13 protein-coding genes are annotated in these 12,907 nt (G+C 75.3%); 5 read left to right on the forward strand and 8 right to left on the reverse strand.

What is annotated here, in order from left to right; translation table 11 throughout:
- Positions 1–27: 27 nt before the first annotated feature.
- Entirely contained in the window at positions 28–663 is a 636-nt protein-coding gene (locus tag KPF22_RS18750; protein ID WP_224402830.1) for a TetR/AcrR family transcriptional regulator, read from the forward strand.
- Here the strand turns inward: KPF22_RS18750 and KPF22_RS18755 are convergent.
- A complete protein-coding gene (locus KPF22_RS18755; protein WP_208820240.1) occupies positions 641–2,068 on the reverse strand; it encodes a YdiU family protein in 1,428 nt (475 codons plus the stop codon). The genes KPF22_RS18750 and KPF22_RS18755 overlap by 23 nt on opposite strands.
- A 74-nt stretch (positions 2,069–2,142) precedes the next feature.
- Between KPF22_RS18755 and KPF22_RS18760 the strand changes: the two genes are divergently transcribed.
- Both KPF22_RS18760 and KPF22_RS18765 read left to right on the forward strand, forming a co-directional pair.
- Complete coding sequence (locus tag KPF22_RS18760) at positions 2,143–2,907, forward strand: sulfite exporter TauE/SafE family protein (protein ID WP_208820239.1); 765 nt, start codon at positions 2,143–2,145, stop codon at positions 2,905–2,907.
- Positions 2,904–4,160, forward strand: a complete 1,257-nt coding sequence (locus KPF22_RS18765; RefSeq protein ID WP_208820237.1) for an SLC13 family permease — start codon at positions 2,904–2,906, stop codon at positions 4,158–4,160. Before KPF22_RS18760 ends, KPF22_RS18765 begins: the two co-directional genes overlap by 4 nt.
- Positions 4,161–4,230: 70 nt before the next feature.
- Here the strand turns inward: KPF22_RS18765 and KPF22_RS18770 are convergent, their stop codons facing one another.
- The 5 genes from KPF22_RS18770 to cobC all read right to left on the reverse strand — a co-directional run bounded on the left by KPF22_RS18770 (position 4,231) and on the right by cobC (position 8,731).
- Positions 4,231–4,398: a hypothetical protein gene (locus KPF22_RS18770; RefSeq protein ID WP_020622575.1), complete on the reverse strand. Its 168-nt coding sequence runs from the start codon at positions 4,396–4,398 to the stop codon at positions 4,231–4,233.
- A gap of 187 nt (positions 4,399–4,585) precedes the next feature.
- Positions 4,586–5,731: a bifunctional RNase H/acid phosphatase gene (locus KPF22_RS18775; protein WP_208820270.1), complete on the reverse strand. Its 1,146-nt coding sequence runs from the start codon at positions 5,729–5,731 to the stop codon at positions 4,586–4,588.
- Positions 5,732–5,733: 2 nt separating this feature from the next.
- Positions 5,734–6,459, reverse strand: a complete 726-nt coding sequence (locus KPF22_RS18780; protein WP_224402831.1) for a zinc ribbon domain-containing protein — start codon at positions 6,457–6,459, stop codon at positions 5,734–5,736.
- Entirely contained in the window at positions 6,456–7,634 is a 1,179-nt protein-coding gene (locus KPF22_RS18785) for a Nif3-like dinuclear metal center hexameric protein (protein WP_374107512.1), read from the reverse strand. Before KPF22_RS18785 ends, KPF22_RS18780 begins: the two co-directional genes overlap by 4 nt.
- 5 nt (positions 7,635–7,639) lie before the next feature.
- Positions 7,640–8,731 (reverse strand): Rv2231c family pyridoxal phosphate-dependent protein CobC, encoded by a 1,092-nt coding sequence (gene cobC / locus KPF22_RS18790; RefSeq protein WP_224402832.1) that lies wholly within the window; start codon positions 8,729–8,731, stop codon positions 7,640–7,642.
- Between the two features lie 108 nt (positions 8,732–8,839).
- Here cobC and KPF22_RS18795 point away from each other — a divergent pair, with 108 nt between their 5' ends.
- Complete coding sequence (locus tag KPF22_RS18795) at positions 8,840–9,298, forward strand: low molecular weight protein-tyrosine-phosphatase (protein ID WP_224402833.1); 459 nt, start codon at positions 8,840–8,842, stop codon at positions 9,296–9,298.
- On the forward strand, positions 9,295–10,140 hold the full coding sequence (locus KPF22_RS18800; RefSeq protein ID WP_374107501.1) for a fructosamine kinase family protein: 846 nt from the start codon (positions 9,295–9,297) through the stop codon (positions 10,138–10,140). Before KPF22_RS18795 ends, KPF22_RS18800 begins: the two co-directional genes overlap by 4 nt.
- 9 nt (positions 10,141–10,149) lie before the next feature.
- Here the strand turns inward: KPF22_RS18800 and KPF22_RS18805 are convergent, their stop codons facing one another.
- Together KPF22_RS18805 and KPF22_RS18810 are read right to left on the reverse strand one after the other, a co-directional pair.
- Positions 10,150–11,427 (reverse strand): class I SAM-dependent methyltransferase, encoded by a 1,278-nt coding sequence (locus KPF22_RS18805; protein WP_224402834.1) that lies wholly within the window; start codon positions 11,425–11,427, stop codon positions 10,150–10,152.
- A 38-nt stretch (positions 11,428–11,465) separates the two neighbouring features.
- Entirely contained in the window at positions 11,466–12,830 is a 1,365-nt protein-coding gene (locus KPF22_RS18810; RefSeq protein ID WP_224402835.1) for an FAD-binding oxidoreductase, read from the reverse strand.
- Positions 12,831–12,907 lie beyond the last annotated feature (77 nt).

Raw genomic sequence — 12,907 nt, forward strand, 5'->3', positions numbered from 1 at the left:
AGTGCACCGAATTGAGGGTGATGTCCAGTGACGCGGGCCTACCGCTCCACGACGCGCGACGAGCGGGCGCGCGCGACCCGGCGGACCGTCGTCGCGACGGCGGCGGAGCTGTTCGTCCGCGACGGATGGACCGCCACCACCCTCGACGCCGTCGCCGCGGCCGCCGGGGTCAGCCGCCGGACCGTCGTCAACGCCGCCGGGGGCAAGCCGGCGCTGCTGTCGCTGGCGTGGGACCACACCCTCGTCGGCGACGACGAGCCGGTCCCGATGGCCGAGCGGCCCGCCGTCGCGCGGATCCTGGCCCGCACCGACCCGGCCGGCGCGGTAGCCGCCTGGGTGGACATGGTCGTCGAGGTCCAGGGCCGCGCCGCGCCGCTGGCCGCGGTGATCGACGCGGCCGCGGACGTCGACGCCGACGTCGCCGCCCTGCGCGACCGTGCCGAGACCGAGCGTCTCGCCGGGGCCCGGGCGTTCGCCGCCCACCTGGCGACGCTGGACCCGGACCTCGACCCCGGCCCGGTCGCGGACCTCGCGTGGACGCTGAACGACGGCACGGCCTACCGGCGCCTGGTCGTACTACGTGGCTGGCCGGTCGATCGCTACCGGGAGTGGCTGGTCACGGTCGCGCAGTGCTCGCTGCTCACGTCCCGCAGAACGTCGTGAACGGCGGCGAGTCCGGCCCCGCGGGCCGGGCGTAGCGCTCGTAGCCCTCGCGCTCGGTGAACGGGTCCGCGAGGACCTGCAGCAGCCACTGCACCGGCTCCAGGTCCCCCTCGACGGCGGCGCCCAGCGCCTCCTCGACCAGATGGTTGCGCGGCACGTAGACCGGGTTGACCCGGTCCATCGCGTCGGCGTCCGGACCGGCGGCCCGCCAGGACTCCAGCCACGGGTCCAGCGCGGCCGGGTCGGACAGCAGGGCGCGGACCGGCCCGGCGTCGCCCCGGGCGGCCTCGGACAGCCGTCGGAAGAACAGGGTGTGGTCGGGCTTCTGGTCCTCGATCACCGCGAACAGGTCGGCGAGCAGCTCCGGGGTCCCGACGCCGATCTTGGCGAGGTAGCCGCGGTCCCGGGCGGCGAGGTAGGCGTCGGCGAAGCCCGCCAGTTCCTCGGTCGCGAGGCGCACCGCCTCCTCCTGGGAGTCGGCGAACAGCCCCAGCAGCGACTCGCCGAGCCGCGCGAGGTTCCACTGGGCGATGCCGGGCTGGTTGCCGTAGGCGTAGCGACCGCCGGAGTCGATCGAGGAGTACCAGGTCGCCGGGTCGTGGGCGTCGAGGAAGGCGCACGGGCCGTAGTCGATGGTCTCGCCGGAGATCGTCATGTTGTCGGTGTTCATGACGCCGTGCACGAACCCGATCTGCATCCAGCGCGCGACGAGCCCGGCCTGGACGGCGATCACCGCGCGGTAGAGCTCCAGCGGCGAGGACGCCTGCGGGTGGTGCCGGGCGATCGCGTACTCCGCGAGCCGGCGCAGCACGTCGACCTCCCCCGTCGCGGCCGCGAACTGGAAGGTCCCCACCCGCAGGTGGCTGGCCGCGGTGCGGGCGAGCACGGCGCCCGGCTCCGGGCCGCGGTCGCGCAGCACGGGCTCGCCGGTGGCGACGACGGCCAGCGACCGTGTGGAGGGCACCCCGAGCGCATGCATCGCCTCGGAGATCACGTACTCGCGCAGCATCGGCCCGAGCGGGGCCCTCCCGTCGCCGCCGCGGGCGAACGGGGTGCGTCCGGACCCCTTGAGGTGCAGGTCGCGGCGGGCGCCGTCGGGGGTGACCAGCTCGCCGACCAGCAGCGCACGGCCGTCGCCGAGCCGCGGCGAGTAGTTGCCGAACTGGTGCCCGGCATACGCCTGCGCGACGGTCGTCGCCGAGTCGGGCACGGTCGTGCCGGTGAGCAGCGCGACACCCTCGGGCGTGCGCAGCTGCGCCGGGTCGAGGCCCAGCTCACCGGCCAGGGACTCGTTGAGCAGCACCAGCCGCGCGTCCGGCGCCGGGGCGGCCTGCCAGGGCAGGTAGAGCCCGTCCAGGTCGCGGACGAAGGTGTTCTCGAACGCGATCTCCGTGGCAGCGGTCATGGCCTCCAGGCTACGGACCCGCACGGTCGGCTGCCGGGGAGGACCGCGGCGTTGCACCGGGATACCGTCCGGTGGTGATCGACCTCTCCCAGCCGTGGGCGCTGGTGTTCCTGCTGGTGGCCGGGCTGCTCGCGGGTGCCGTGAACGCCGTCGCGGGCGGCGGGTCGCTGCTGGTGTTCCCGGCGCTGCTCGGGGTGGGGTTCCCGCCGCTGGCGGCGAACGTCACCAACTCGGTCGCCCAGTGGCCCGGCTACGCCGGGCTGGTGCTCGGGGCCCGCCGCGAGCTGCCCGGACAGGGCAGGCGGATCGCGGTCACCGCGGTCGCCGCGGCTCTCGGCAGCGGAGTGGGCTGCACCCTGCTGCTGGTGCTGCCCAGCAGCGTGTTCGACGCCGTCGTGCCCGTCCTGGTGATCCTGGCCAGCCTCACGATGGCGGTCGGGCCGTGGCTCAAGCGCCGGATCGGCGACCCGGCCGCCCGGGGGCGGGACCGCACCCCGGCGCTGCTGGTCGCGGTGTTCCTCGCCGCGGTCTACGGCGGCTACTTCGGCGGCGCCCTGGGCGTGGTGCTGATCTCGACACTGTCGCTGTTCGCCCACGACGAGCTGCGCAGGCTCAACGCGCTCAAGGGCGTGCTGTCGCTGGTCGTCGCGACGGTGACGGTCGTCGTGTTCGCCCTCGGCGCCCCGGTCGACTGGCTCGCCGTCGCGCTGCTCGCCCCGACCACGCTGGTCGGCGGCTACGTCGGCGCCCTGGTCGCGCGGCGGATGCCGGAGACCCTGCTGCGCTGGGCGGTGGTCCTGCTGGGCCTGGCCGTCGGCGTCGCCCTGCTGTCCACGTGAGCCTCCTGCTGGCGGTCGCCCTGCTGGCCGCGGTCCTGGCCGCCGCGACGCTGCGCCCGTTCGGGCTGCCCGAGGCCGTGGTCGCGGTCCCGGCGGCACTGGTCGCCGTCGTCGCCGGGCTGGTGACCCCGGCCGGGGCGTGGACCGAGATCGGCGAGCTCGCCCCGACCGTCGGGTTCCTCGCCGCGATCCTGCTGCTCGGGCACCTCGCCGACGCCGAGGGCGTGTTCCGCTGGCTGGGCGCGCGGCTGGCGACGGCGTCGGCCGGGTCCCCGCGTCGGCTGCTGGTCGCCGTCTTCGCCGCGGCGGCCGGGACGACCGCGGTGCTGAGCCTGGACGCGACGGTGGTCCTGCTGACCCCGGTGGTGCTGGCGACGGCGGCCCGGCTGGGGGTGGCGTCGCGGCCGCACTCGTTCGCCTGCGCGCACCTGTCGAACTCGGCGTCCGGACTGCTGCCGGTGTCGAACCTGACGAACCTGCTGGCGTTCTCGGCGTCGGGGGTGGGGTTCCTGACCTTCGCGGGGCTGATGGTCGGGCCGTGGGTGGCGGTGATCGTGGTCGAGTACCTGGTGCTGCGGTGGGTGTTCCGGCGCGACCTCGCCGCGGGGCCGGAGCCGGCCCCGGCCGGTCCCGCGGTGCCCGCGCCGGCGGCGCCGGTCGTCGCGCTGGTGGTGCTCGGGCTGACCCTGGCCGGGTTCGCGGTGGCCTCGCCGCTGGGCGTCGAACCGGGCTGGGTCGCCGCGGCCGGGGCCGCGGTGCTGGCGGTGCGGGCGCTGGTGCGGCGCGAGACCGGGCCGCTGCGCCTGGTCACCGCGGCCTCCCCCGGGTTCTGCCTGTTCGTGCTGGCCCTGGGCGTGGTCGTCGCCGGGCTCGGTGCCCAGGGGCTGTCGGGCTGGATCGGTGCGCTGCTGCCCGCCACCCCGGACCTGACCGGGCTGCTGGTCACCGCAGCCGTCGCGGCGGTGCTGGCGAACCTGGTGAACAACCTGCCCGCGACGCTGGTGCTGCTCACCGCGCTCGGCCCGGCCGCGCACCCCGGGCTGGTGCTGGCGATGCTGCTGGGCGTCAACATCGGGCCGAACCTGACCTACGCCGGGTCGCTCGCGACGCTGCTGTGGCGGCGTATCGCCACCGGCCACGGCGACCCGCCGCGGCTCGGCACGTTCCTGCGGCTGGGGGCGCTCACCGTCCCGCTGGGCCTGCTCGCCGCGACGACCGCGCTCTGGGCCGCGCTCGCGGTGCTTCCCCGGTAGCGGCACGGCCCGGACAGCACGACGGCCCCGCCCGGAAGGGGCGGGGCCGGCCGCGGACGGTGGGCAGGGATCAGAACTCGTGGGCCATGTCGTGGCCGAGGTCGGTGTCCGGGTCCATCTCGCGGGCCGGGACACCCATCGGGCGTGAGCTGCCGCGCCGCTGCTGGGGCAGCCGCGCGATCACCTTCATCTCGTGTGCCAGGTCGTAGCCGTAGTCGTGCTCGTGGATCTGCGACATCGCTGTCCTCACCGTCTCCCTGTTCCCCGCCGACACCGAGACTGTCGTTCACGCTCCGTAGGTTGACCACCCCGTACGGTGCACGCGAAGCATCGCTCAGGTGAGGAAAGGGGACAACTGTCCGGAGTCGACACCGCCCGAACGGGTCAGGACGGTATCGATCCAGCAGGCGGTGACGGGCCGGTGACTACCGGAGGTCGTCCAGGTAGGACGTCTCGTTGACCAGACGCACCGAGGCGCCCCCGTCGGGGTAGAAGTCGGCGATGTTGAGGCAGGCCAGGTCCAGGTGCATGCGGTAGAGCACCTCGTCGCCGGCGCCGAGCGCGGTGCGCAGCAGCATCTTGATCGGGGTGACGTGGCTGACCAGGACCACCGTCCGACCGGCGAACTCCTCGACGATCCGGGCCCGCTCGGCCTCGACCCGCTCCCCCACCGCGCGGAAGCTCTCGCCGCCCGGCGGTTCGACGTCGGCGGATCCGAGCCAGCGGCCGTGCAGCTCGGGGTCGCGCTCGCGGGCCTCGGTGAAGGTGAGGCCCTCCCAGCCGCCGAAGTCGGTCTCGATCAGGCCGTCACGGACCTCGAGGTCCGCCCCGGTCGTCTCGGCGACGGCGGCCGCGGTCTGGCGGGCCCGGCGCAGCGGCGAGGACAGCACCACGGCCGGTTCGACACCCTGGCCCGACAGCCGGGTCGCCAGCGCGCGGGCCGCGGCGGCGGCCTGCTTCTGGCCCAGCTCGGTCAGCTCGGGGTCGCCGTGGCCGGAGTAGCGGCGCTCGACCGACAGCTCGGTCTGGCCGTGGCGCAGCAGGATCAGCCGCGTCGGGGAGCCCGTCTGCCCGGTCCACGCGGCCGCGGCGGCCGCGGAGTCCGTCGACGCGGTCGCGCCCGCGGGCGGCTTCGGCGCCGGTCCCACCACCCCGGACGGGTCCAGGGTGGGGTTCGACTCCCCGTCCATCGCCCGGTTGGCGAGCGCGTCGGCGCGGGCGTTGTCCTTGCGCGGGATCCACACGAAGGTGACCGCGTCGAACTCCGCGGCCAGCTCGCGGGCGGTGTCGGCGAGCTCCTGCAGCGGCGGGTGCTTGATCTTCCAGCGCCCGCTCATCTGCTCGACGACGAGCTTGGAGTCCATCCGGGCCTCGACCTCGGTGGCCCCCAGGCTGCGGGCGGCCCGCAGCCCGGCGATCAGGCCGCGGTACTCGGCGACGTTGTTGGTGGTGGTCCCGAGGCCGTCGTAGACCTCACCGAGCACCTGGCGGGCGCCGGCGTCGAGCACCACCGCGCCGTAGCCGGCGGGCCCGGGGTTGCCGCGGGAGCCGCCGTCCGCCTCGACGACCAGCTTCACTTGCCACGCACCAGGATCGCGCCGCACTCCTCGCAGTGGACGACCTCGTCGGCGGCCGCCGTGCGGACCTGCCCGAGGAAGGTCCGGTCGAGCTCGAGCCGGCACGCGCCGCAGCGGGACTCGCGCAGCTGTCCGGCCGCGACCCGGCCGCCGGCGCGGATGCGCTCGTAGTCGGCGAGCAGGTCCGCGGGCAGCGCGGCGACGACCTCGGCGCGGGCGCGGTCGCGCCCGGCGCGGGTGGCGTCGATGTCGCCCTCGGCGGACTCGCGCTTCGCGGTCACCTCGCCGACCGCGGTCTCGGCCTCGGCCAGCTCGCCCCGGGCGTGGTCGAGTTCGATGCCGACGGCCTCGCGCTCCTCCATGATCCCCAGCTGCTCGTCCTCCAGGACGCCCTGGCGGCGGGCGAGGGTGTCGAGCTCGTGCTGCAGCTCGGTGGCCTGCTTCGCGGAGATGCCCGAGCCGGCGAGCAGGGTGTGGTCGCGCTCGGTGCGGGCCCGGACACCGTCGATGTCGCGTTCGAGCCGGGCGATGTCGCGGTCGAGGTCACCGGCGCGGGTCTCGGCGCGGACCAGGGCGTCGCGCGCCGCACGGACCCGCTGCTCGGCCTCGTCCAGCTGCGCGAGCTCGGGCAGCGTCGAGCGCCGGTGGGTGAGCCGGCCGATCTCGGCGTCCACCTCGGCCAGCGTCACCAGCTTCGCCTGCGCGGTGGGATCGGCCTTCATGCACTCGCCTCCGGTTGTCCTGCTGTCGTGTCGGATCCGCTGCTCGGGGCGGCGGTGGTCCAGGGGTCGGTACGGGCCCGCGAGACCGCGACCGAGACGCTACCTGCGAGGGCCTCGGCCACGACCCCGGCCGCCTGCCCGCACCACGGCCACTCCGAGGCCCAGTGGGCGACGTCGACCAGCGCGGGGGTCGGGCCGCCGGGGCCGGTCCCGGCGAGCGCGTGCTCGGACGCGGGGTGGTGGCGCAGGTCGGCGGTGACGAACGCGTCGACGCCGGCCCGGGCGGCCGAGTCCAGGGCCGAGTCCCCGGCGCCGCCGCAGACCGCGACCCGGCGGATCGGGCGGTCCGGGTCCCCGGCACCGCGCACCCCCCATGCGGTCGCGGGCAGCGCCGCGGCGACCCGGCGGGTGAACGCCGCGAACGGCTCGGCGGCGGCGAGCTCCCCGACCCGGCCCAGCCCCAGCGACGACGGCAGCGGCGCCATCTCCAGCAGGTCGAAGGCCGGTTCCTCGTAGGGGTGTGCGGCCCGCAGCGCGGCGACGACCTCGCGGCGCCGCGACCGGGGCAGCACCATCTCCAGCCGGGTCTCCGCGACGCGCTCCAGGCGCCCGACCGACCCGACGACCGGGGCGGCGCCGTCGAGGGGAAGGAACTGGCCGGTCCCGGCGGTGGCGAACGAGCAGTGCGAGTAGTTGCCGATCGCGCCGGCACCGGCGTCGGACAGGGCGGTGTGCACGGCGGCGATCGACGGGCCGACCGGAACGAAGGTGACGATCTTGTCCAGGGCCGGGCCGGGTTCCGGTTCCAGCGGGCCGGACACGGTCAGCCCGAGGGCGGCGGCGAGCGCGTCGGAGACGCCCGGGTCGGCGACGTCGGCGTTGGTGTGCGCGGTGAACAGCGCGACCCCGGCCCGGATCAGCCGGTGCAGCAGGGCGCCCTTGGGGGTGTCGGCGCCGACGCCGTGCACCCCGCGCAGCAGCAGCGGGTGGTGGGTGACCAGCAGCTGGGCGCCGGAGGAGATCGCCTCGTCGACGGTCTCCGGGGTGGGGTCGACGGCGAACAGCACCCGGGAGACGGTGTCGTCGGGGTCGCCGCAGACGAGGCCGACCGCGTCCCAGTCCATCGCGAGCCGGGGCGGGTAGGCGGCGTCGAGGGCGGCGACGACGTCGCGCAGCGTGCTCACGCCGACACCGCCAGCCGGCGCAGCGCGGCGTCGAGGGACTCGACGAGGCGGCGGACCGTCTCCGGTGGGCGGACCGCGACGCGCAGGTGGTCGGGCCCGAGACCGGGGAAGGTGTCGCCACGGCGCACCGCGATCCCGGCCTCGCGCAGCAGGCGCCGCACCGCCTCGCCGGTGCCGTCGGGCAGGTGCAGCAGCAGGTACGGGGCGGGCCCCGCCGACACGCCGACGCCGTCGAGGCCCGACAGCGCCGCGGCCATCGAGACGCGGTGTGCGGCGAGCTCGCGGGCCTTCCGGTCCGCGGCGGAGACCGCCTCGGGCTCGCAGCAGGCGATGACCGCCTCCAGGGCGGGGGTGGAGACCGGCCACGGCGGGCGGGTCGCCGCGACCCGGGCCAGCAGATCGGGGGCGCCGAGCGCGTAGCCGGCGCGCAGCCCGGCCAGCGCCCAGGTCTTGGTCAGCGAGCGGAACACCAGCAGGCCGGGCACGCCCGCGTCGCCGGCGAGGGTCTCCGGCTCGCCGGGGACGGCGTCGGCGAACGCCTCGTCGACGAGCAGGGTCCGCCCCGGGCGGGCGAGCGCACGCAGCGCGGCGGCCGGGTGCAGCACCCCGGTGGGGTTCGTCGGGTTCCCGACGACGACGAGGTCGGCCTCCTCGGGCACCGCGGCCGGGTCGAGCGCGTGCCCGGTCGCGGCGTCGGTCAGCACCCGCACCACGTCCACCCCGCCACCGCGCAGCGCGGCCTCCGGCTCGGTGAACCCGGGGTGCACGACGGCGGCGAGCCGGGGGCGCAGCGACGGGAGCAGCGCGAAGCCCTCCGCGCTGCCCGCGAGCACCAGCACCTCGTCCGCGTCACGACCGTGCCGAGCCGCGACGGTGGCGCGGGCGCGGGCGTCGTGGTCGGCGCGCGGGTAGCGGCCGAGTCCGTCCAGGGTCGCGACGAGCCGGTCCCGCAGCCAGGGCGGGGGGCCGTCGCCGATCACGTTGACGGCGAAGTCGACGAGCCCGTCGGCGGCCTCGGCGTCGCCGTGGTGCCGCAGGTCGTGCCCGCCCGCGTGATCCGTCCCGGCCGCATGGTGATCGAACGGCATCGGGCCACCCTACGGCGCGCACCGGTGCGCGGTGGACAATGGCCCGGCCACCCCACCCGAGGCGTCAGGGTCGACGTCGGTGCCCCCGCTCCCCGGAGGAACGTCGCAGTGAACGTCGTCTTCGTCTGTACCGGCAACATCTGCCGGTCCCCGATCGCCGAGAAGATCCTGGCCGCCGAGGTCGAGGCCGCCGGGCTGGCCGACCGGGTGCGCGTGACCAGCGCCGGGACCGGTCACTGGCACATCGGGCAGCCCATGGACTCCCGCGCCGCCGAGGTGCTGGCCGAGCACGGCTACGACACCGCCCACAGCGCCCGCCAGGTCGACTCGGAGATCCTCTCCGCGGACCTGCTGGTGGCGCTGGACATGGGTCACCTGCGGACCCTGGAGCAGTCGGTGCCCGATCCCAAGCGGGTCCGGCTGCTGCGCTCGTTCGACCCGGCGGCCCCCGCGGGCGCCGAGGTGCCCGACCCCTACTACGGCGGCCCGGACGGGTTCGCCGAGGTCCACGCCATGATCGTCGCGGCGGTGCCGGGCCTGGTCGAGTTCGTCACCCGGAACGCGTGACCGACCGCGTCGCCCGGCTGACCGGCCGCGCCGTGCGGGACAGACCGGCCGGGCACCCGCCGCGCGCGACCCTGGACGACGGCACCGTCGTCGTGGTCAAGGACTCCTCGGCCGACCCGGGTGCGGCCGCGGCCGAGGCCGCCGGGCTGCGCTGGATCGCGGTGCCGGGCGGGCCACCGGTCCCACGCGTGCTGGGCGCCGACGACGCGCTCCTGGTCACCGGGTTCGTCCCCGCGGGCCGGGCGACGACCGGCGCCGCGGAGCGGTTCGGCCGGGAGCTGGCGACGCTGCACGCCGCCGGGGCCGAGGCGTTCGGCGCCCCGCCGCCGGGCGGCAGGGCGCGGGCGTGGATCGGGCACACGCGGATGGAGAACCGTCCGCACGACGGCCCGTGGGGCGACTGGTTCGCCTCCGACCGGGTGCTGCCCTACCTGCGGGCCGCCCGGGACCGCGGCGCCCTCGACCCGGCCGGCGCCGCCGCCGTCGACGACGTGTGCGGACGGATCGGTGCCCTGGCCGGTCCGGACGAGCCGCCGGCCCGCCTGCACGGGGACCTGTGGTCGGGCAACGTGCTCTGGTCGGGCGACGGGGACGGCGCCGCGTGGCTGATCGACCCGGCCGCGCACGGCGGGCACCGCGAGTCCGACCTCGCGATGCTGGACCTGTTCGGGCTGCCGCACCTCGACGTCGTCCTCGCCGCCTACGACGAGCACTCCCCGCTCGCCGACGGGTGGCGCGAGCGGGTCGACCTGCACCAGCTGTTCCCGCTGCTGGTGCACGCCGTGCTGTTCGGGGGCGGGTACGGCGCGCAGGCCGCCGCGGCCGCGCGCCGTCTCCGCTGATCCCCGGTCTCAGTACGCCCCGTGCTCCCCGCGCAGCGGGAACCCGGCGGCGCCGCCGTCGCCGAGCTTCACGCCCAGCACCTGGTGGAGCTGGATGTTGTTCAGCTCGAAGCCCAGCCGGCACGCGGCCATGTAGAGCCGCCACACCCGGGCCCGGCCGACGCCGACCTCGGCGACGGCGTCGGTCCAGTTGCGCTCCAGGTTCGCGCCCCAGTCCCGCAGCGTCATGGCGTAGTGCTCGCGCAGGTTCTCCTCGTGCCGGATCTCGAACCCGGCCTCGTTCATCGCGTCCACCAGCGCCGCGACCGGCTCCAGCTCCCCGTCGGGGAACACGTAGCGGTGGATGAACGGGTCGGTGTGACGGTGGTCGGGCCGGTGCGGCTGGGTGATGCAGTGGTTCAGCATCCGCCCGCCGGGCCGGAGCTTGGCGTACATCGACGCGAAGTAGGAGTCCAGGTTGGCCTTGCCGATGTGCTCGGTGAGGCCGATGGAGGACACCGCGTCGTAGACGCCGTCGGGGACGTCGCGGTAGTCGAGGTGGCGGACCTCGGCCAGGTCGGACAGCCCCTCTCGGGCGATCGCCTCCTGCGCCCAGGCGGCCTGCTCCTTCGACAGGGTCACCCCGAGCGCGCGGACGCCGTGCTCGCGGGCGGCGTGGCGGACCATGCCGCCCCAGCCGCAGCCGACGTCGAGCAGCCGCATCCCCGGCTTCAGGTCGAGCTTCGTCGCGACCAGCTCGTACTTGGTGGCCTGTGCGGTCTCCAGCGACGCGGCGGCGTCGGGGTAGGCAGCACAGGTGTAGGTCATCGACGGCCCGAGCACGAACTCGTAGAACCGGTTGGACACGTCGTAGTGGTGCGAGATGGCCTGCGAGTCACGCCGCCGGGAGTGCAGCAGCCCCTTGGGGCGGGCCTCCAGGTCGGGCGGCGGCATCCGGTGCTCGCGCCAGTAGGGCAGCAGCCGCCGCGCCAGCCACAGCTGCTCGCGGCGCGGGATCGAGTGCAGCGTCACCTCCGACATCGCGCGCAGCGCGGTGTAGAGGTCCCCCTCCACGTCGAGCTCCTCGGTCACGTACGCCCGGGCCAGCCCGAGCGAGCCCGGGGCGCTCACCAGCCGGGCCAGCGCCCGGGGCGAGTTCACCCGCAACGTGACCGGGGCGTCGTCGGGTCCCGACCGCGACCCGTCGAACCCCTCCACCCGCAGCTCACGCGTGGAACCCAGGACGTGGGACAGGATCCCCGCCACCGGCTCGGTCGTCGTGGCCCGCCCTTCCAGTACTCCTGTCATCGCCGATCCCTCCCCTGTCGATCCCCGCGGTGCGCTCGTCAGCGGCCGGTGACCTTGGCGAACAGGTCGGGAGACCGACCGTCCGGGTCGTACCGCTGCTTCACCGCCCGGTAGGCCGCACCGTTGTAGTGCGACCAGAACTCGTCCTCGCCGTAGTGCACGGTCGAGTACAGCGACTTGTGCCCGCCCAGGTCGGCGACACACTCCTCGATCAGCCGGTTGTGTGCCCACGGGTCCCCCGGCTTCTCCGCCACCGAGGACCAGAAGCCGACGTTGACGTAGAGCCGGCCCGGCTCCATCGGGTACAGCGGCCAGCTCCGCTCCCCGCGCAGCTGCAGCGGGCACAGCCACACCGGCTCGATCCGGATCTCCCGGTGGAAGAACTCGAGGAACTCCCCGAGCCGCTCGACCGGGATCTCCACGTCCTGCACGACCATCTCCTCGGCGGTCCCGCCGAGTGCCTCACGGACCCGGTTCGACGCGCCGTGACGCTGGTCGAGGGCGACGAGACGGCGGTAGACGTCCGAGCGGCGCAGGCGGCGTGGCCAGAACCGGCGCACCACCGGGTGCTGCACGCCGAACGCACGCGAGCACCAGAACCAGTCGGTGTCCCAGCGCCAGATGTAGTCGTGCACGGTGAGGTGGTCGACCGGGCGGCGCTGCAGCGACCGGTAGAACACCTCCTGACCGGTGTAGTCGGAGATCCGGGCGCCCGGCATCGGGGCGTCGACGAACTCCCCGGTGGTCAGGTACTGCTCGTCGGGTCCGAACACGACGCCGTCGAGGAAGTCCACCTCGCCCGCCGCCACGAACCGCTCGATCGCCGCCGACGCGGCGGAGGCGCTCGCGTACCGGTGGTGGGTGAGCTTCACGAAGGGCTTCACGGGCGCCAGCTCGACGACCAGGCGGACCGCGTAGCCGAGCGTGCCGTAGGAGTTGGGGAACGCCGCGAACAGGTCGGCGTGCTCCCCGTCGGGGGTGACGAGCAGCAGCTCCCCGGCCGGGGTGAGCACGTCCATCTCGAGCACCGACTCGTGCGGCAGCCCGTCGCGGAACGACGTCGACTCGACCCCGAGCCCGGTGACCGCGCCCCCGAGGGTGATGGTCTTGAGCTGCGGGACCACCAGCGGCATCAGCCCGTGCACGAGGGTGGCGTCCACGATGGTCTCGTAGGTCGCCATCCCCTGTACCTCGGCGGTCCGCCGGTCCGGGTCCACACCGAGGAGACCGTCCAGCGCGGAGGTGTCGAGGCGGCGCGCGGCGGCGCCGGTGTCGCGGTCGCCGAACCGGAACAGGTTCGACGACGGCTTCCCCAGCTGGACGGCGCCGGCTCCGGCGCGCGCCCGGCGCAGGTTCTCCACCGCGGCGTCGTGCGCGGTTCGGGTGGCGGTCCCGGCGAGCATGGCGGTGACGATAGACCCATATCGTTTGCGACGCTCATGATTAACGGAGGGTCCTCCGTCACAGGACGCAACGATCT

The sequence above is a fragment of the Pseudonocardia sp. ICBG1034 genome (genome assembly GCF_020131375.1).
Classification (GTDB): domain Bacteria; phylum Actinomycetota; class Actinomycetes; order Mycobacteriales; family Pseudonocardiaceae; genus Pseudonocardia; species Pseudonocardia alni.

What these genes read in the sequence shown, in the direction of transcription:
- KPF22_RS18755 (WP_208820240.1), bottom strand. Translation starts at nt 2,068, where the DNA reads ATGACCGCTGCCACGGAGATCGCGTTCGAGAACACCTTCGTCCGCGAC.
- KPF22_RS18770 (WP_020622575.1), bottom strand. Translation starts at nt 4,398, where the DNA reads ATGTCGCAGATCCACGAGCACGACTACGGCTACGACCTGGCACACGAG.
- KPF22_RS18780 (WP_224402831.1), bottom strand. Translation starts at nt 6,459, where the DNA reads ATGAAGGCCGATCCCACCGCGCAGGCGAAGCTGGTGACGCTGGCCGAG.
- cobC (WP_224402832.1), bottom strand. Translation starts at nt 8,731, where the DNA reads ATGCCGTTCGATCACCATGCGGCCGGGACGGATCACGCGGGCGGGCAC.
- KPF22_RS18805 (WP_224402834.1), bottom strand. Translation starts at nt 11,427, where the DNA reads ATGACAGGAGTACTGGAAGGGCGGGCCACGACGACCGAGCCGGTGGCG.
- KPF22_RS18810 (WP_224402835.1), bottom strand. Translation starts at nt 12,830, where the DNA reads ATGCTCGCCGGGACCGCCACCCGAACCGCGCACGACGCCGCGGTGGAG.